18 protein-coding genes are annotated in these 17,844 nt (G+C 67.5%); 14 read left to right on the forward strand and 4 right to left on the reverse strand.

Translation table 11 applies throughout. From position 1 onward, the window contains the following. Positions 1-227 (reverse strand): hypothetical protein (locus tag QM624_RS06850; protein WP_415090099.1); only part of this gene is annotated, 227 nt, incomplete at its 3' end. 284 nt (positions 228-511) lie between these two features. Here QM624_RS06850 and QM624_RS06855 point away from each other — a divergent pair. Both QM624_RS06855 and QM624_RS06860 read left to right on the forward strand, forming a co-directional pair. Continuing rightward, positions 512-1,150, forward strand: a complete 639-nt coding sequence (locus tag QM624_RS06855) for a response regulator transcription factor (protein ID WP_415090101.1) — start codon at positions 512-514, stop codon at positions 1,148-1,150. Positions 1,151-1,261: 111 nt separating this feature from the next. Further along, positions 1,262-2,044: a sigma-70 family RNA polymerase sigma factor gene (locus tag QM624_RS06860; RefSeq protein ID WP_415090103.1), complete on the forward strand. Its 783-nt coding sequence runs from the start codon at positions 1,262-1,264 to the stop codon at positions 2,042-2,044. A gap of 11 nt (positions 2,045-2,055) precedes the next feature. Here QM624_RS06860 and QM624_RS06865 read toward each other — a convergent pair whose 3' ends face one another. The 3 genes from QM624_RS06865 to QM624_RS06875 all read right to left on the reverse strand — a co-directional run bounded on the left by QM624_RS06865 (position 2,056) and on the right by QM624_RS06875 (position 4,502). Beyond that, positions 2,056-2,841, reverse strand: a complete 786-nt coding sequence (locus QM624_RS06865) for an SDR family oxidoreductase (RefSeq protein ID WP_415090105.1) — start codon at positions 2,839-2,841, stop codon at positions 2,056-2,058. Between the two features lie 58 nt (positions 2,842-2,899). Next, positions 2,900-3,442: a type 1 glutamine amidotransferase domain-containing protein gene (locus QM624_RS06870; protein ID WP_415090107.1), complete on the reverse strand. Its 543-nt coding sequence runs from the start codon at positions 3,440-3,442 to the stop codon at positions 2,900-2,902. A gap of 64 nt (positions 3,443-3,506) precedes the next feature. Continuing rightward, positions 3,507-4,502: a DNA topoisomerase IB gene (locus QM624_RS06875; RefSeq protein ID WP_415090110.1), complete on the reverse strand. Its 996-nt coding sequence runs from the start codon at positions 4,500-4,502 to the stop codon at positions 3,507-3,509. Positions 4,503-4,622: 120 nt separating this feature from the next. On the opposite strand from QM624_RS06875, the gene QM624_RS06880 reads away from it, so the two are divergent. The 12 genes from QM624_RS06880 to QM624_RS06935 all read left to right on the forward strand — a co-directional run bounded on the left by QM624_RS06880 (position 4,623) and on the right by QM624_RS06935 (position 17,665). Further along, on the forward strand, positions 4,623-4,787 hold the full coding sequence (locus QM624_RS06880) for a hypothetical protein (protein ID WP_415090112.1): 165 nt from the start codon (positions 4,623-4,625) through the stop codon (positions 4,785-4,787). Between the two features lie 417 nt (positions 4,788-5,204). After that, positions 5,205-5,993, forward strand: a complete 789-nt coding sequence (locus QM624_RS06885; protein ID WP_415090114.1) for a DeoR/GlpR family DNA-binding transcription regulator — start codon at positions 5,205-5,207, stop codon at positions 5,991-5,993. Next, a complete protein-coding gene (locus QM624_RS06890) occupies positions 5,977-6,435 on the forward strand; it encodes a PTS sugar transporter subunit IIA (protein ID WP_415090115.1) in 459 nt (152 codons plus the stop codon). The genes QM624_RS06885 and QM624_RS06890 overlap by 17 nt, the downstream gene beginning before the upstream one ends. Positions 6,436-6,519: 84 nt before the next feature. After that, a complete protein-coding gene (gene gatB / locus QM624_RS06895) occupies positions 6,520-6,798 on the forward strand; it encodes a PTS galactitol transporter subunit IIB (protein WP_415090117.1) in 279 nt (92 codons plus the stop codon). A 69-nt stretch (positions 6,799-6,867) separates the two neighbouring features. Next, positions 6,868-8,226, forward strand: coding sequence for a PTS galactitol transporter subunit IIC (locus QM624_RS06900; RefSeq protein ID WP_415090120.1), 1,359 nt, complete (start codon positions 6,868-6,870; stop codon positions 8,224-8,226). Between the two features lie 16 nt (positions 8,227-8,242). Beyond that, positions 8,243-9,304: a galactitol-1-phosphate 5-dehydrogenase gene (locus QM624_RS06905; protein WP_415090122.1), complete on the forward strand. Its 1,062-nt coding sequence runs from the start codon at positions 8,243-8,245 to the stop codon at positions 9,302-9,304. 79 nt (positions 9,305-9,383) lie between these two features. Beyond that, positions 9,384-10,682 carry a D-tagatose-bisphosphate aldolase, class II, non-catalytic subunit gene (locus tag QM624_RS06910; protein WP_415090125.1) on the forward strand — a complete coding sequence of 433 codons (1,299 nt, stop codon included), beginning with the start codon at positions 9,384-9,386 and terminating at the stop codon, positions 10,680-10,682. A gap of 415 nt (positions 10,683-11,097) precedes the next feature. Next, positions 11,098-12,570 (forward strand): FGGY-family carbohydrate kinase, encoded by a 1,473-nt coding sequence (locus QM624_RS06915; protein ID WP_415090127.1) that lies wholly within the window; start codon positions 11,098-11,100, stop codon positions 12,568-12,570. A 59-nt stretch (positions 12,571-12,629) separates the two neighbouring features. Further along, a complete protein-coding gene (locus QM624_RS06920; protein WP_415090129.1) occupies positions 12,630-13,520 on the forward strand; it encodes an MIP/aquaporin family protein in 891 nt (296 codons plus the stop codon). Between the two features lie 247 nt (positions 13,521-13,767). Then, positions 13,768-15,261, forward strand: a complete 1,494-nt coding sequence (locus tag QM624_RS06925) for an FGGY-family carbohydrate kinase (protein ID WP_415090131.1) — start codon at positions 13,768-13,770, stop codon at positions 15,259-15,261. Positions 15,262-15,400: 139 nt separating this feature from the next. Then, positions 15,401-16,204, forward strand: a complete 804-nt coding sequence (locus QM624_RS06930) for a sorbitol-6-phosphate dehydrogenase subunit (RefSeq protein ID WP_415090133.1) — start codon at positions 15,401-15,403, stop codon at positions 16,202-16,204. Between the two features lie 99 nt (positions 16,205-16,303). After that, positions 16,304-17,665 (forward strand): haloacid dehalogenase-like hydrolase, encoded by a 1,362-nt coding sequence (locus tag QM624_RS06935; RefSeq protein WP_415090135.1) that lies wholly within the window; start codon positions 16,304-16,306, stop codon positions 17,663-17,665. The last annotated feature ends 179 nt before the right edge of the window (positions 17,666-17,844 follow it).

A 17,844-nucleotide genomic window follows, 5' to 3' on the forward strand; every position in this document is an offset into this window, starting at 1 on the left:
AGGGCGCGCAGCGGATCCAGCTGCTGCCCGACGGCCGCCAGCGGCGCCGGGGTCGGCTCGGCCTCGAGCGCCGACGCCCGGTAGAGGCAGACGCCGGGATGATCGGCGGTATTCGCCGCCAGCGCGCCCAACGCGCGTCGTGCCCGCGCCGCCTCATCGGTGTCGGAGGCCGACTGCCGCAACAGGGCGAGCAAGGCATCCAGCCGACGGCCGGCAGGGGCCGTCACGATTTCGTCCTCGCCCGCCGTCGATGGCTGCACGAAGGTCACTGCGCCCTCCAGGAATCACGCGCAGGCCAACGCAGCCGGCGACGCCCACCTTACCGAGGGAGGCACCTGCGTCGCAGCGGTTCGAGGTTTAGCCCGCGGCCGGCTGGGTATCACCGTTTTGGGTGAGGTTGAGGTTCACGAGGCCCGGCCCCCACCCGCACCGTACGAGGCTTCCGCCGGTAGCCACCCGGACTTTGTGTCCAGGCAGGTCCCGGCGGCCGAACAGGGAGTGAGGATCGACGATGCACGCAACGCCCGCCCTCCGAGTGGCGCTGATCGACGACTGTGACTTGGTGGCCGCAGGCCTGAGGCACATGTTCGCCGGATCCGCCGGCCGGATCGAATTGGCCGGATCCTGGCATGGGGTGGAGATCCCGGAATCCGTCGACATCGCGCTGTACGACCCGCTGCGCCGACGCAGCGACGACCCCGACGTATTGGGCCGTCTGGTGCGTGATCGCCGGGTTCGACGGGCGGTCGTGTACAGCTGGAACCTGCTGCCCGCGCTGATGGACCGCGCGCTGCGCGACGGCGCGTCCGGCTACCTGTCGAAGACGATGGGCGCGCGCGAGTTGGTGTCGGCGCTGGAGCGGGTGCATGCCGGCCAGCTGGTCACCGTGCCCGAACGACGGACGGCCTCCTGCGGCGGGCAGTGGCCCGGACGCGAGGACGGGCTGTCCTCACGCGAGGCCGAGGTGCTCGCCCTGATCACCCAGGGCATGTCGAACTCCGAGATCGCGGAGGGCATGTATCTGAGCCCCAATTCGGTGAAGAGCTACATCCGCTCCGCGTACCGCAAGATCGGGGTGGCGCGCCGCACCCAGGCCGTCTCCTGGGGCATGCGGCGAGGCCTGCACGCCGGCTACCTGGCAGCCGGCTGAATAAGTCGCCAGTTCGGCTCGTCACTGTTGCGCTGCGCCAATTCGCGTGGCAGGGTCGAAGACGTCTGAGCGGTCAAACCAGGTGCTGACTCGGCTGTACCGAGGAGCGCCATGGCGCACACAGCCGCACCATTCGACCCTTCCACCCGTGACCTCTTCGCGTTGCTGCACGCCAGCGACGATCCGGTCGAGCGCCGGCACACTGCGGAGCGAATCGTCGAGGCACACCTGTCACTGTGCGACACGCTGGCCGGCCGCTACCGGGGCCGTGGCGTGGACCACGACGACTTGGTCCAGGTCGCCCGGATGGCGCTGTGGCTGGCCATCGAGCGGTACCGGCCCGATCAGGGTGCGACCTTCACCTCCTACGCCATTCCGACCATCACCGGCGAGCTGAAGCGTTACTTCCGCGACCACTGCTGGATGATCCGTCCGCCGCGTCACCTGCAGGAGTTGCGGGCCAGTGCGGTCGCCCAGCGCAGCGAGTTGGAGCAGTCCCTCGGTCGCGATCTCGGCGTCGACGAACTGGCGCACCAGATGGACGTCTGCGCGCGCGAGCTACGGGCCGCCCTGGACACCTCCGACAGCTACCAGCCGGCCTCGCTGGACGTCGCCTACGGGGACGGATCGCGCGAATCGGTCGGTTCGCAGGTGCCGTCCGAGGAGGATCTGGGTGCCACGGTGATCGAGCGCCTCGCGCTGCGGCGAGCGGTCGGACGGCTGTCCGGTCGCGACCGCGCCCTGCTGGCCTGGCGTTTCGTGGAGGAGTGCACCCAGCGTGAGATCGCCCGCCGGCTCGGCGTTTCGCAGATGCAGGTGTCCCGGCTGATCCGCCGCATCACCGAGACCCTGCGCTCCGAGCTGGAACCGGAAGCCACCCAGCTGGCTGGTTAGGGCCCGAACCCTCAGCCGGCGAGCAGGGATTGGCCGCCGTCGATCCAGACCTCGGTGCCGGTGATGTGCGACGCGGCGTCCGAACCGAGGAAGCAGATCAGATCGGCAACCTGCTCGGCACGAGCAGATTGAGTGCCGGTGAGCGGGATCTGACCTTCGGGATATTCGACCGGCACGTGCAGGCCGTCGGTGTCGCGCTGCTCGGTGTTGTCGTCGATCTCGGTCTCGACACTGCCGGGGCAGACCACGTTGACCCGGATCGAGTGCCGGGCCAACTCGACCGCGGTGGACTTGGCGAAGGCCACCTGGGCCGCCTTGCTGGCCGCGTAGGCGCTGGCACCGCTGTTGCTGAACATCCGAGTGCCGTTGACCGACGCGGTGATCACCACCGAGCCGCCGCCGGCCGCCTTCAGCAGCGGCAGGGCGTGCTTCACGGTGAGGAAGGTGCCACCCAGGTTGACCGTGATCGTCTGCTGCCAGTCCTGCCAGCCGAGCTCCTCCAGCGGCGCCCAGACCCCGTTGATGCCGGCGTTGGCCACCACCAGATCGACCCGTCCGAGGCGTTCGCCGATCTCGCTGAAGAGCTGCTCGACGGCGTCCGGATCGCCGACATCAGCGGCGAGGCTGAGCGCGGTGCCGTCGGCCCGGACTATCTGGTCGACGACGTGATCCGCGCTCCCGGCGCGGTGTCCGACCACGGCCACGGTGGCGCCCATCCCGGCCAGCCGCACCGCAGTCGCTTCACCGATGCCCGAGTTGGCGCCGGTGACCACTGCGATCTTGTCGTGATAGTCCATGCTTGGCCTTTACCCGTCAGCTGCCGGTTCGAACATCACCGAGGGTGACGTCCAGTAGTCAGCCGCCCAGCGCCTGCACCAGTTGCTCGTTGAAGGCGGGCAGGTCGTCGGGCTTGCGGCTGGTGATCAGGTTGCCGTCGAGCACCACCTGCTCGTCCACCCATTCGGCGCCGGCGTTGCGCAGGTCGGTCTGCAGGCTGGGCCACGAGGTCACCCGTCGGCCGCGGACGCAGTCCGCCTCGATCAGCGTCCACGGGGCGTGGCAGATCGCTGCCACCGGCTTGCCGGACGCCACGAAGTCGCGGACGAAGGCGACCGCCTGTTCGTCGGTGCGCAGGGCGTCCGGGTTGGCGACACCGCCGGGCAGGACGAGCGCCCCGTAGTCGTCGACGGACGCCTCGGAGACGACCACGTCGACCGGACGGGTGTTGCTGGCCTCCAGGTGGTTGAACAGTTGCACGGTGCCGGCATCGGGCGAGATCAGCACCGGGACGTGGCCGGCGCGTTCCATCATCTTCCAGGGCTCGGTCAGTTCCACCTCTTCGATGCCTTCGGAGGCAACGAGGAAGGCGATGGTCTGCTGTGCTGTGGTGACGGTCATGACTCCACCCTGCGTCGCGCTCTGCCACCGAACTACACCCGAGCGGAGGGAACCGGCTGCCGTGTCAGCCGAGCAGGTCGAGGACGGCCTGCTCGAGGGCAGCGCGGCGCTGGTCCGGCGTCCGGTAGTGGCGAGCGACGGTGTCGGCGATGGTCTCCCCGGCCTGGTAGCGATCGGTGATCCGGGGGTCGATGTACGAGCCGCGGGCCACCGCCGCTGTGTTGCCCAGGTAGGTCGCCACCTGCTGCACGGACGCCCTGATCGTCCGTGCCCGGGCGGTCGCGCTGCCTTGCCCTGGAAGGCTCTCGGCCAGCGAGGTGGCGAACAACACGGTGGCGTGCCAAGTGCGGAAGTCCTTCGCGGTGAACGTGCCGCCGAACAGGTCGGCCAGGTAGCCGTTGACCGCGGTGGAGGTCAGATCGTGCCAGACATTGCCGTTCCGATAGGCGAGCAGCCGGTCACCGCCGTGCCGGCGGCGCATCACCTGCAACGCCTCGATGGCTGCCGGGTCGGCGATGCTCAGGCGGTGTTCGATGCCCGACTTGCCGACGAACCGGAAGGCAAGCGAATCCCCGTCCCGGCGGACGTGGCGGCGCTGCAGAGTGGCCAGCCCGAAGGAGCCGTTGGCGTCGGCGTAGCAGTCGTTGCCGATCCGGAAACAGCCCAGGTCGAGCAACCGGACGGCGGCCGCGACGGCACGCTCCAACGGCATCCCGTCCAGCGCCAGGTCGCCGGCCACCCGGTCGCGGGCCTGCGGCAGATGGTGGGCGGCATCGGTCACCCGCTGGAACTTCGCCCGGTCACGTAACTCGCGCCACCGCGGGTGGTAGAGGTACTGGCGGCGTCCGGCCGCGTCCAGGCCGGTGGCCTGCAGGTGCCCTTGCGGCAGCGGGCAGATCCAGACGTCGCGCCAGGCCGGCGGGATGACCAGGGCACGGACCCGCTCGACCTGGTCGGGGTCGAGCGGGTCACCGTGCTCATCGACGTAGTGGAAGCCGCGCCCGGTGCGACGACGGGTCCAGCCCGGGCTGCCGGGAGAGACTCGACGCAGGCGCGGCATGCGCGGACTGTAGTCCTGGGCCGACGCCGATCGGTTGACCCGAAAGGGTGGGCACGCGGCAATACTGGAGGTGAGCGGACCCGATCCTCTCCCGCACCGGGCGCGCCCGTAGGAGGAGCCATGACTGGTTGGGTCGGCACGGTGCTGTACGTGCTCGCGATGGTCGCTGTGGTGGTCGGCGTCGACGTCGCCTTCTTCAAGGACGCACCATGGCCGCGGCTGGCGGTCAACGTCGGCATCGTCCTGGTGTTCGGTGCCTTCTACTTCCGGTTCCTCCGGCCCTGACCCCACCGTCCGCGCGCTGCATCGGGACTTCGGCCTCACTCGGGGCCGATAGCCGGCGGCGCCCGGAAAAATGGTGAGCCCAAGCGCCGGCTCTCCGGGGTTGGACGTAGTTCTCGGTGCATGGGAATCGTTCGGCGCCTGCCTCTCCACGCCCCAATGCAGCCCAAGTGGGTTAGCTTGGGTTCCCAAGTAGAGGCAGGCGACGAGCGCGCGGGGCGTCTCACTATGTGAAAGCTCTCGATGTCATTTCAGGGCCGACTGTCCCTATGCTCACCAGCTGTGACGCTCCAATCACGGCTCCGCGCGAGGTTGCATCGACCTGGGGTAGGGGTTGCGAAAATGTTGGGTTTCCGGCAGGATTCACAGCATGTTCGCCACACATGGCGAGTGCAGCTCAAACCGAGGGGATGCAACTACGTGGATATCGACGAGCGCCACAAGGCGATTCTCCAACTCCTTCATAGCCAGAAATCGGTCAAGGCGTTGGCGCTGAGCAAACTGTTCGACGTATCACCGGAGACGATCCGGAAGGACCTGATGGACCTGCACGAACGCGGGCTGCTGGTTCGGGTGCACGGCGGGGCGCGGATCCGTCCGACCGAGAAGGAGAGCGCCTACGAGCGCCGGCTGGCCGTCCACCTGGGCGCCAAGCAGGCGATCGCCCGGGCCGCGATGGCCAACATCGAAGAGGGGTCGACGATCTACCTCGACTACGGCACCACCACCTACGCGCTGGCGGACGCCCTGGTCCAGGAACACCGGCGGGTGCGGGTGCTGACCAACGCGCTGCCGATCGCCACCCGGCTCTCCCGCAGCGACTCCATCGAGACGGTCGTGTTGGGCGGCACCATTCGCAGCAACGAGGGGTCGCTGTTCGGGCCGATGGCCGAGAAGGCGTTGGAGAGCGTCTACATGGACGTCGGGTTCTTCGGTTGTGCGGGCATCAGTCCGGTGGCCGGCGTCACCAACCACCACGCGCTGGAAGGGGCGACCTCGCAGAAGGCGATGAGCCACTGCCGCACCGTGGTGGTGCTGGCCGCCGCGGACAAGCTCGACACCATCGCGGTCAACCGGCTGGCCGACCTCTCCCAGTTTGATCTGGTGATCACCACCGGAACACCCGGCGCAGAGCTGAGCCGGGCACTCCATGAGGCCGACGTGTCGGTCGTCATCGCACAGGAGGATTCCCTTGGAATTTCGCAATGAACTGATGTTCCCCCGACTCGCCGCCGCCGATCGCGACGATCTGCTGCGGATCATGGGCGGCGCAGTCACCAACGCCGGCCTGGCCGAGACCAGCTACGTCGCGGCCCTGCAGGAACGTGAACGTGACTTCCCGACCGGCCTGGAGATCTCCGGCGGCGTCGCGATCCCGCACACCTCCGCCGACCATGTCAGCGGCAACACCATCGCCGTGGCGTCGCTGGCCGAGCCGGTGACCTTCCGCGCCATGGGCGGCGACGAGGACTCCGCGGTCGCGGTGTCGACGGTCTTCATGCTGGTCTTCGCCGACGCCGCCAACCATGTCCCGCTGCTGTCACACATGATCGGCAAGCTGCAGGACGCCGACTTCGTCGCGGCGGTCAACGCCGCCGACGACCCCGCAGCCATCATCACCCTGATGGATGAGGCCTTCGCCGGCATCTGAGCGCCGCCCGAAGACCACCCGCCCCCGACGAGCACCACCCCATCGACCAACTCCGGTCAGCCAACCCTCAATGAGGAGAGAACCATGAAGAAGATCATCGTCGCCTGCGGCGGAGCCGTCGCGACCTCCACCGTCGCCGCCAACCGGGTGCGCGAACTGTGCGAGAAGAACGGCATCGCGGTCGACGTCCAGCAGTGCCGGATCAGCGAACTCGCCGGACGCGCCGAGCAGGCCGATCTGCTGGTCACCACCGCCAAGGTCAGCCGTGACTACGGCGTGCCCGTCGTGCACGGCATCGCCTTCATCTCCGGCATCAACCTGGCGGCCACCGAAGCCAAGATCCTGGAGATCCTCGGCAACTAAATACAGGCGGGGTGCCGCGTCCGGGCAGGGACACGGCACCCCAGTGATTCGGAAGGAATCTGAATAAGTATGGACGCCGTACTGGCAGTCATCCAATACATCGTCGATCTGGGGCCCAGCGTGATGCTGCCCCTGATCATCATCATCATCGGCCTGTCCCTGAAACAGGGTGTGGCCAAGTCACTGCAGTCGGGCCTCACCATCGGTGTCGGCTTCGTCGGCATCGGGCTGGTCGTCGGCCTGTTGACCGAGTCGCTCGGCCCGGCCGCCGAAGCGATGGCCAAGAACTTCAACCTCGGACTCACCGTCATCGACGTGGGTTGGCCCGGCTCGGCGCCGATGGCCTGGGCCTCGAACATGGGCCTGATCGCCATTCCGGTGGCGATCGCCGTCAACATCGTGATGCTGCTGATCCGCAGCACCCACGTGCTCAACGTCGACATCTGGAACATCTGGCACATGGCGTTCACCGGCGCCATCGTCCAGATCGCCACCGGCAGCTTCTGGTGGGGGATCGTCGGCATCATCGTGCACGCCGTCATCGCCTACAAGCTGGGCGACATCTTCAGCCCGGTCACCGACAACTTCTTCGGACTGGAGGGCGTCGCCATCCCGCACGGCACCTCGGCCTACATGGGCGTCATCGCCGCCCCGATCGACGACCTGTTCGAGAAGATCCCCGGGGTCAAGAAGATCAACGTGACCACCGAGCAGCTGGAAGAGAAGCTCGGTCCGTTCGGACAGCCGCTGGTGATCGGCACCGTTCTCGGCATCGTCATCGGGCTGCTGGCCCGCTACGACATCGGCCAGTCGCTGCAGCTGGGCGTCAAGATGGGCGCCGTCATGCTGCTGATGCCGCTGGTGGTCAAGCTGATCATGCAGGGCCTGCTGCCGATCGCCGAGGCCGCCCGCGAGATGCTGCAGAAGCGGTTCTCGGACGGCAACTACCGGATCGGTCTCGACCCGGCGCTGTTGCTGGGGCATCCGCAGGTGATCTCGGCCAGCCTGATCTTCGTGCCGCTCACCATCATCGTGGCGGCGCTGCTGCCCGGTAACCGGGTGCTGCCGTTCGGCGACCTGGCCACCATCGGCTTCTTCGTCGCCATCGCGGTCGGTGTGCACAAGGGCAACATCTTCCGGACGTTGTTCTCGGGCACCGCGATCATGGTGATGACCATCTGGATCTCGAACCAGATGGTCGAACTGCAGACCCAGCTGGCGCAGAACGTGAACCTGCTGCCGGCCGGCGGCCAGGTCTCCTCGCTGGACCAGGCCGGCAGCCCGATCACCTATCTGCTGGCCAAGGGGATCGGCGGCGACATCGCCGTGGGCTGGTTCGTGATCCTCGCACTCTACGGCGCCTGCTTCGTCTACACGTTCATCAAGTACCGCCGCCGCACGCTCTACGTCGAGTCCGAACTCGGATGAGGGAGAACACATCATCATGACTACCCAAGTGAAGGCCGTGGCGGTCACCGGCCGCCAAGAGCTCACCGTCACCGAGATCGACCCGACCTGCGGACCGGACGAGGTGCTCGTCCGGGTTGCCTACTGCGGCATCTGCGGCTCCGACATCCCGCGGTACTTCGACGGGGCGGTGCACAGCTTCCCCCAGGTACTGGGCCACGAGTTCTCGGGCGTGGTGGCGGAGGTCGGCTCCGCGGTCAGCACCGCCCGGGTCGGCGACCGGGTCGCCGTCGCGCCGCTGGTGCCCTGCCACGACTGTGCCGAGTGCCTGGCCGGACGTCCGTCGCTGTGCCCGAACTACTCGTTCATCGGCTCGCGGCGGCAGGGGGCGCTGGCCGACCTGGTCGCCGTCCCCGCGGTGAACCTGGTGCCGCTGGGCGACCTGAGCCTCAAGGTCGGCGCCCTGGTCGAGCCGCTCACCGTCGCCATCCACGGCGTGGAGCGGGCCGACGTGATTCCCGGTGAGCCGGTGGCGGTGCTGGGCGGGGGAGTGATCGGCCTGCTGGCCGTGCTCACCCTGCGCGACAAGGGTGCCGGCCCGATCACCGTGGTCGACGTCGACCCGCGCAACCTCGCGGTGGCCCTGAAGTTGGGTGCCGCCTACGCGGTGAACGTGCTCACCGATGACGTCGCCGCCCATTTCGCGGCGAACGGCGCACCGGTGCTGACCGTGGAGACCGCCGGGGTGCCGCCCACCCAGCGGCAGGCGCTGGCGATCACCGCCCGGCGCGGCACCGTCGTCTACGTCGGCACCGCCCACCAGGACCTCACCCTGGACCCGACGGTGTTCGAACACATCCTGCGTCACGAACTGACCGTGCGTGGCTCGTGGATGTCCTACTCGGCCCCGTTCCCCGGTCACGAGTGGTCGGACGCCGTCCGCATCCTCGGTTCGGGGCTGGTCGATCCGGAGGTACTGATCACGCACGAGATTCCGCTGCTCGAGGCCGTCCGCGGCTTCGAGGCGATGCGATCCCGCGACGAGCACCGGCTCAAGGTGATGTTCCGGGTGGCAACCGACGAAGTCCCGGCCCGATGATCCGCCCTTGCCCGACCGAATCCATACGTTCCATAATCCAGGGAATACCCTGGGGGCTCACGAAAGAGAAGGTGTAAATATGTCGCGCGATGCATTGCGTGAAATCCTGTCCGACAATCGAGCGGGAAATGGCGTCGGAATCTATTCCGTCTGTTCGGCCCATCCGTTGGTGATCGAGGCCTCGATGCGCCAGGCCCTGGCCGACGACAGTGTGCTGCTGATCGAGGCCACCTCGAACCAGGTCGACCAGTTCGGTGGCTACACCGGAATGACCCCGGTCGATTTCCGCGAGTTCGTATTCGGCATCGCCGACGAGCAGGGATTCCCGCGGGAGCGGATCATTCTCGGCGGCGATCACCTGGGCCCCAACCGCTGGCAGAAGCAGGAGACCGCCGAGACGGCCATGCCCAAGGCCGAGGACCTGGTGCGTGCCTACGTGCTCGCCGGCTACACCAAGATCCACCTGGACTGCTCGATGTCGTGTGTCGGCGACCCGGTGCCGCTGACCGACGAGATCGTCGCCGAGCGGGCCGCTCGGCTGCTGGTGGTCGCCGAGCAGGCCGCGGAAGAGGCCGGGCTGACCATTCCGGTGTCCTACGTGATCGGCACCGAGGTTCCGGTCCCGGGCGGTGCCCACGAGACCCTGGGCGCGCTCACGCCGACCGCGCCGGAGGCGGCGCAAGAGACCATCGCTGCGCACAAGAAGGCGTTCGCTGCGGTGGGTGCCGGCGATGCCTGGTCGAAGGTGGTGGCGATCGTGGTGCAGCCCGCCGTCGAGTTCGACCACGTCAAGGTGATCGACTACGTCTCGGCCAACACGACTGCGCTGCAGGGTGCCCTGGACGGCGAGCCGACGCTGCTGTTCGAGGCGCACTCCACCGACTACCAGACCGAATCCAACCTGCGTGACCTGGTGCTCGATCACTGGGCGATCCTGAAGGTGGGCCCCGGCCTCACCTTCAACCTGCGCGAAGGGCTGTTCGCCCTCGACGCGATCGAGGGTCAGCTGGTGGAGGACGCCTCCAAGCGGTCGAACCTGGTCGAGGTGATCGAACGGGTGATGCTCGGCTCGCCCGGGTACTGGGAGGGCTACTACGAGGGCTCGGCGCACGAGCAGCAGATCGCCCGCCGGTTCAGCTACTCCGACCGCATCCGCTACTACCTGCCCTACGACGAGATCGTGAAGGCCATCGACGTGCTGCTGGCGAATCTCGACGAGGTGGGCATTCCGGAGCCGCTGATCAGCCAGTACCTGCCCAAACAGTTCGACCGGGTCCGTGAGGGTGAGCTCGAACCCACCGGCCGCGAGCTGCTGATCGACCGGGTCCGTGACGCGCTGCGCCCCTACTCGGGTGCCTGCGGTCTGCCGAACGCCTGAACCGGGCCGCAGCAGTAGGAACCTCCGCGGGTAGGGCCGGCCGACACAGGCCCTACCTGCGGTACCTCATGCCACGGGGGCGCGCCGGTGCGGTGTGCCCCCGTGCCGCGTCGACGAGCCCGCGACGCCTCATCATCCCTGCTGTAACCCAATGGTTTCGGCGCCTATTTCCAGGCAGCGGAAATGAATCGCAACGCCTGTCCAATAAATACCCAAGCGTTCCCCACGTGGTCTAATCGGAATTCCTTCCAACTGATCTCATTCCCCGGACTCCTTGGTTGACTGCGGAGTTCTTGATCGTCGTGAATAGGGGCCGGTTAATCACCGGCTGTGCTGCAACGAAAGCAGAATTCAGTCAGGCAGGATCTTCCAATGGAGGAAGAGGGGAGTAGTTGTGGCAAAGCCGCAGTATTTGATGGGGATCGATATCGGAACGGGTAGCAGCAAAGGTGCCCTGACCACCTTGGACGGCAAGGTCATCGCGATCTCGGAACAGGCGCACATGGTGTCGCTGCCGCGTCCGGGCTGGGCGGAGTTGGACGCCGAGGATGTGTTCTGGCACGACTTCCGGGCGATCTGTGCCGACCTGCTCGAGAAGGCCGGCGACGGGGTCATCGCCGGCGTCGGGGTGAGCGGCATCGGGCCGTGCATCGTGCCGGCCGACGCGTCGGGCCAGCCGCTGCGTCCGACGATCCTGTACGGCATCGACACCCGGTCGTCCGCCGAGTTGGACGAACTCACCGAGCGCTACGGCGAGGACAAGATCATCGAGATCTGCGGCAACCCGCTGAACGCCCAGTCGGTCGGCGGCCGCATGCTGTGGATCCGGCGGCACGAGCCCGAGGTGTGGGCGCGTGCCAAGTACTGGTTCATGGCCAGCAGCTACCTGGCCTACAAGCTGACCGGCGCCTACGTGCTCGACCATGTCTCGGCGTCCTACTCCGAGCCGTTGTACGACGTCGGCAAGGGCACCTGGGCGACCGAGTGGTGCGAGGACATCGCGCCCGGCATGAAGATGCCCGAACTGGTCTGGCCGTCCCAGGTGGTCGGCACCGTCACCCCGGTCGCCGCCGACATCACCGGCCTGCCGGTGGGCACTCCGGTCGTCGCGGGCACCATCGACGCCTTCGCCGACGCGATGAGCGTGGGGGTGCGCAAGCCCGGCGACTCGGTGCTGATCTACGGCTCGACGATGACGATCATCACGGTGACCGACCGGTTCATTCCCGGTCGGCCGTTGTGGGTGAACGCGCACCTGTTCCCCGGCACCTACAACCAGGTGGCCGGCATGGCCACCAGCGGCTCGCTGACCAAGTGGCTGCGCGATCTGCTGGGCGGAGGGTTCGACTTCGGTGAACTGAGTGCCGCGGCCCGCGCCGTCCCGCGCGGCTCGGACGGCCTCATCGCACTGCCGTACTTCGCCGGTGAGCGGTCGCCGCTGCTCGACCCGGACGCCCGCGGCGTGATGCTCGGGCTCACCCTGAACCATGGCCGCGGGCACCTCTACCGGGCGCTGCTCGAGGCGACCGCCTTCGGCGTCGAGCACATTCTCGAGGGCATGCGCGAGGCCGGAGTCAAGACCGAGATGTCGTTCGCCACCGGCGGCGGCACCACCGGTGGGTTGTGGCCGCAGATCGTGTCGGACGTGACCGGTATGACCCAGCAGATCACCGAGCAATCGGTGGGTGCCTGCTACGGCGACGCGATCTTCGCCGGGGTCGGTACCGGCCTGGTCAGCGAGGATTCCGACTGGACGACGCACAGCGGCGTCATCGAGCCCACACCCGGTGGTCGCGAGGCCTACCAGCCCTTCTACCAGGCCTTCCGCGAACTGCACCCGGCGACGGTCGAGTTGCAGCACCGGATGGCGAAGGTGCAGCGCGGCTGACGCCGCAGCTATTCCGATGAGCTGCGAGCTCTTTCAATCAACACCGGGAGGTGGTCTCGATGCCCCAGGAGGGTGACGAGTTTTTTCAAGTAGGTACCAGCCAAGAGATCCATCCGACTACGGCGTCGATGATCACCGGGGAGATCCTGGGCAGCTTTCTGATCTGTTTCATCGGTATCGGCATCGGGTTGACGGCGACCACCTGGAGTTCGCCGGAGAGCAGCTACTTCGCCGGCATCTGGCCGACGGTGTTCACCTGGGGCTTCGCGATCGGTCTGGCGATCTATGTGGCCGGCCCGCTGTCGGGTGCGCACTTCAATCCGGCGGTGACGTTGGCGATGGCGGCGATCGGCCGGCATCCGTGGCGCCTGGTGCCGCTCTACATCGGCTGCCAGCTGGTCGGCTGGTTTGTCGGCGCGGCCGGGCTGGTGCTGATCTACCGGCCCGCGATGGAGGCGAAGGCGGTCGAATGGGGGGTGAACTTCCACAGTGAGCGGATCGGTTCGCTGCTGACCACCTACGCCCCGAACCCGGGGTTCGCCGGCACCGTCGGTTACGACAACTACACCTTCTGGATCGGCATGGCCGCCGAGGTGCTGGGTACTGCGTTCCTGCTGCTGGCCATCCTGTCGACCGGTGCCGACTCGCAGAATCGTCCGCCGGACTGGGCGGGCGGCCTGATCGTCGGCTTCTCCGTCGGCCTGCTGTTGCTGTTCTTCGCACCGCTGTCGCAGGCCTGCTTCAACCCGGCCCGTGACCTGGGCCCGCGGTTCATGTTGTTGTTGATGGGCTTCGGTGACACCGCATTCCCCGGGACGGGGGTCTTCTCCTGGTCGGTGATCTCGACCACCCTCGGTCCGATCATCGGCGGCGTGGCCAGCGCACTGATCTTCAACAAGTCCGACAAGGCCATCCGGGCACTGCGACCCAAGGAGCGGGTCGCTTCCTGAGATCGCGGGGTGCCGCCGCTCTCCGCCGGTGGCACCCCGAATCCAGTAGTCAAATGAGAGAAGAATGGCTGACCTGAGAACGAACGGTTGACCTGCAACGGGTGAACCCATGATTCTTGGTCGAAGTGCCCACGCGATACCCCCGGCCGGCGACGCAGCTGTCGCCACGATGCCGCGGCCGGCGCCGTCGTCCGTTTCCGGTATCGCGAGACCGTCGGCACGGGAGTTGGCAGTGAAGGAGTCAATGGTGACCAAGCAGCAGTACTTGCTCGGGATCGATATCGGAACGGGCAGCAGCAAGGGTGCGCTCACCACAGTGGACGGCAAGGTCATCGCGATCTCGGAACAGGCGCACATGGTGTCGCTGCCGCGTCCGGGCTGGGCGGAGTTGGACGCCGAGGATGTGTTCTGGCACGACCTCCGGGCGATCTGTGCCGAACTCCTTCCGAAGGCCGCCGACGGAGTGATCGCCGGTGTCGGTGTCAGTGGCATCGGGCCGTGCATCGTGCCTGCCGACGCCTCCGGACAGCCGCTGCGCCCGACGATTCTCTACGGCATCGACACCCGGTCGTCGGCCGAGCTCGATGAGATCACCGAGCGGTACGGCGAGGACAAGATCATCGAGATCTGCGGCAACCCGCTGAACGCCCAGTCGGTGGGCGGGCGGATGCTGTGGCTGGCCCGCCATGAGCCCGAGCTGTGGGCACGCACCAAGTACTGGTTCATGGCCAGCAGCTACCTGACCTACAAGCTCACCGGCGCCTACGTGCTCGACCATGTCTCGGCCTCCTACTCCGAGCCGCTGTACGACGTCGGCAAGGGCGACTGGGCGACCGAGTGGTGCGAAGATCTCGCCCCCGGCCTGAAGATGCCGGAACTGGTGTGGCCGTCCCAGGTGGTCGGTACGGTCACCCCGGTGGCTGCCGACATCACCGGGCTGCCGGTGGGTACCCCGGTCGTGCCCGGCAGCATCGACGCGTTCGCGGACGCGATGAGCGTCGGTGTGCGGCACCCGGGCGACGCCGTCGTCATCTACGGCTCGACGATGACGATCATCACGGTGACCGACCGGTTCATTCCCGGTCGGCCGTTGTGGGTGAACGCCCATCTGTTCCCCGGCACCTACAACCAGGTGGCCGGCATGGCCACCAGCGGTTCGCTGACCAAGTGGCTGCGCGATCTGTGCGGCGGCGGATTCCACTTCGGTGAGTTGAGCGCCGAAGCACGTGCCATCCCACCGGGTTCGGACGGTCTGATCACCCTGCCGTACTTCGCGGGTGAGCGCTCGCCGCTGCTCGATCCGGACGCCCGCGGCGTGATGCTCGGTCTCACCCTCAAGCACGGACGCGGCCACCTGTACCGCTCGCTGCTGGAGGCGACCGCCTTCGGCGTCGAGCACATCTTCGAAGGCATGCGGGCGGCCGGGGTCTCCACCGACCGGGGCTTCGCCACCGGCGGCGGCACCACCGGCGGACTCTGGCCGCAGATCGTGTCGGACGTGACCGGCATGACCCAGCAGATCACCGAACAGTCGGTGGGTGCCTGCTACGGCGACGCCATGTTCGCCGGCGTCGGCACCGGCCTGGTCAGCGAGGACACCGACTGGACGACCCACACCGGAGTGATCGAGCCCACGCCGGGCGCCCGGGAGATCTACCAGCCCTTCTACCAGGCCTTCCGCGAACTGCACCCGGCGACCGTCGACCTGCAGCATCGGATGGCCAAGGTCCAGCGCGGCTGACGTCACCGGCGTTGGTTGAGCTTGTCGACACCACAATCGGCAACCGCTGGTTGAGCTTGTCGAAACCCTCGTTCTGGGTCTCGACAAGCTCGACCAGCGCTGCTGCGGGTCTCGGCCGACGGTGACGAAAGGGAACGGAATGGCATCGGACTGGCTGGGGCTGCACGACAAAACCGTCATCGTCACCGGCGGCGCGTCGGGTCTGGGCCGCAGCATCGTGGTGGCCCTGCGCTCGGCGGGCGCACGGGTGGCCAGCTTCGACGTCACCACCGTCGACGGGGTCGACCCCGAGACCGGTGCCCACCTGTTCGCAGTCGACGTCACCGATCCGGACGCGGTGCAGGCCGCCGTCGCCCGGGTGTGCGCCGAGGTGGGTGAGGTGACCACGCTGGTCAACAACGCCGGCGTGTGCCTGCCCCGGCTGCTGGTCGACGTCCGCGGAGAGGCGCCCCAGTTCGAACTGGACGTCGCCACCTTCGACACGATGGTGGGCGTCAACATGAAGGGCGCGTTCCTGATGGCGCAGGCGGTGGCCCGCCGCCTCGTCCGGGCCGGCGCGGGGACGATCATCAACATGAGCTCGGAATCGGGCAGCGAGGGCTCACACGCCCAGTCGGTGTATGCGGCGACGAAGGCGGCCCTGAACGCGTTCACGCTGTCCTGGGCGAAGGAACTCGGGCCGTCGGGCGTCCGGGTGGTCGGGGTGGCGCCCGGCATCATGGAGGCCACCGCGCTGCGCAGCCCGGCCTACACCGAGGCGCTGAACTATGCGCGAGGCTCCAGCGGCGACGGGCTGACGTCCAACTACACCAGCGCCATTCCGCTGCGTCGCGAGGGTCGCCTGGACGAGGTCGCCGACCTGGTCTGCTTCCTGGCGTCCGACCGGTCGAGCTACCTGACGGGGACGACGGTGATGATCAGCGGCGGGAAGTCGCGGGGCTGACCGCGTACCGCGGATCAGTCACAGGGGGTGGCGCGTCGGCGCATAGTGCGCCTATGGTCACCCGGAGGAACCTGACCCCACCCTGAAAGGTCCACCCCGATGCGTACTCATCGTCGAGTCCGCGCAGCCGGCCTACTCAGCATTGCCCTGGCTGCGACCACTCTCTCCGGCGCCCCTGCTCTGGCGTCACCGACCACCGCTCCGCAGGTGCTGCCTGCCGAGGCGCCGGTCAGTCTGCCGTCCGGCAAGGTCGGCAAGAACAAGAAGGACCGTTGTCCGCAGCTGAAGCTGGCCGACAACTGGTACGGCGACAACGCCGAGATCATCCAGACGGCCATCGACAAGGCCGGCCGGTGCAGCTGGCCGGGCGGTCGTGCGCCGCAGGTGCGGCCCTACGCGGTGTTCGACTGGGACAACACCGTGATCAAGAACGACATCTCCGACCAGACCATCTTCTGGATGCTCCGACACGACAAGATCCTGCAGCCGCCCGGCAAGAACTGGCACAACACCAGCCGGTTCATGACGGTCGAGGGCGCCAAGGCGCTGCGTAAGGCCTGCGGCTCGCTGGCCAAGCCGGGCCAGCCGCTGCCCACCAGCACCAACGTGAAGTGCGCCGACGAGCTGCTGTCGGTGCGCAAGACCCAGAAGACCACCACCGGCCAGGCCGTCTTCGCCGGCGCCAACGAGCGCTACATGGAGGCCAGCTACGCCTGGGTCGGCCAGATCATGCAGGGCTACACGCCGGCGCAGGTGCGCAAGATCGCGGCGAAGGCCCGCAAGGCGGCGCTGAATGCCCCGATCGGTGCCACCCAGCAGGTTGGTTCCAGCACCGAGACCGCGTGGATCCGGTACTACCCAGAGATGCGTGACCTGATCAAGACCCTGAAGAAGGCCGGCATCGAGCCCTGGGTCGTGTCGGCGTCGCCGAAGGAGTTCGCCGACGTCTGGGGTCCGGGGGTCGGGATCGACTCCGCGCACACCATCGGCATCGAGCAACTGCTGCGCAAGGGCAAGCTGAGCGGTCACCTGAAGGGCTGTGGCGGCCTGCCGGACGGCTCGGACTCGATCATGACCTACATCGACGGCAAGCGCTGCTTCATCAACAAGATCATCCTCGGGGTGAAGGGGGCGCGGGCGCTGAAGCCGATGCCGCGCAGCCTGCGTCCGACGGTCGCCGGCGGCGACGCCACCACCGACGTCTCGATGCTGCGGGACGCGACCGGCGCGCACGTCGTCCTGAACCGCAACAAGGACGAACTGATGTGCCACGCCTACGACAACGCCGACGGACGCTGGGCGATCAACCCGATGTTCATCCAGCCGCTGCCGCAGAAGCAGGGCCTCTACCCCTGCTCGACAACCGCCTACATCGACGCGAAGGGCAACCACGGCCCGGCGCGCCGCAACGACGGTTCGATCATTCCCGACCAGGCGGACACCGTCTTCGGCCAGCCCTGAGTCATCGCACCACCGTTGATCGAGCCTGTCGAGATCTCGTGCCCTGACGGGTCTCGACAGGCTCGACCGACGACACACCGTTGATCGAGCCCGTCGAGATGTCTGCACTGAGCTCTCGGCGGGCTCGACCGCTTGTTGGCCGAGGTTTGAACTCATCGAATTCCCGGCTCCTGCCGGCA

Origin of the sequence: Micropruina sp. (genome assembly GCF_047606365.1) — a bacterium.
In the GTDB taxonomy this organism is placed as follows: domain Bacteria; phylum Actinomycetota; class Actinomycetes; order Propionibacteriales; family Propionibacteriaceae; genus Micropruina.

Excerpts from the sequence above, each read along its gene's own strand:
- QM624_RS06855 (WP_415090101.1), top strand. The coding sequence starts at position 512 with ATGCACGCAACGCCCGCCCTCCGAGTGGCGCTGATCGACGACTGTGAC.
- QM624_RS06860 (WP_415090103.1), top strand. The coding sequence starts at position 1,262 with ATGGCGCACACAGCCGCACCATTCGACCCTTCCACCCGTGACCTCTTC.
- QM624_RS06865 (WP_415090105.1), bottom strand. The coding sequence starts at position 2,841 with ATGGACTATCACGACAAGATCGCAGTGGTCACCGGCGCCAACTCGGGC.
- QM624_RS06870 (WP_415090107.1), bottom strand. The coding sequence starts at position 3,442 with ATGACCGTCACCACAGCACAGCAGACCATCGCCTTCCTCGTTGCCTCC.
- QM624_RS06875 (WP_415090110.1), bottom strand. The coding sequence starts at position 4,502 with ATGCCGCGCCTGCGTCGAGTCTCTCCCGGCAGCCCGGGCTGGACCCGT.
- QM624_RS06880 (WP_415090112.1), top strand. The coding sequence starts at position 4,623 with ATGACTGGTTGGGTCGGCACGGTGCTGTACGTGCTCGCGATGGTCGCT.
- gatB (WP_415090117.1), top strand. The coding sequence starts at position 6,520 with ATGAAGAAGATCATCGTCGCCTGCGGCGGAGCCGTCGCGACCTCCACC.
- QM624_RS06900 (WP_415090120.1), top strand. The coding sequence starts at position 6,868 with ATGGACGCCGTACTGGCAGTCATCCAATACATCGTCGATCTGGGGCCC.
- QM624_RS06905 (WP_415090122.1), top strand. The coding sequence starts at position 8,243 with ATGACTACCCAAGTGAAGGCCGTGGCGGTCACCGGCCGCCAAGAGCTC.
- QM624_RS06910 (WP_415090125.1), top strand. The coding sequence starts at position 9,384 with ATGTCGCGCGATGCATTGCGTGAAATCCTGTCCGACAATCGAGCGGGA.
- QM624_RS06915 (WP_415090127.1), top strand. The coding sequence starts at position 11,098 with ATGGGGATCGATATCGGAACGGGTAGCAGCAAAGGTGCCCTGACCACC.
- QM624_RS06920 (WP_415090129.1), top strand. The coding sequence starts at position 12,630 with ATGCCCCAGGAGGGTGACGAGTTTTTTCAAGTAGGTACCAGCCAAGAG.
- QM624_RS06930 (WP_415090133.1), top strand. The coding sequence starts at position 15,401 with ATGGCATCGGACTGGCTGGGGCTGCACGACAAAACCGTCATCGTCACC.
- QM624_RS06935 (WP_415090135.1), top strand. The coding sequence starts at position 16,304 with ATGCGTACTCATCGTCGAGTCCGCGCAGCCGGCCTACTCAGCATTGCC.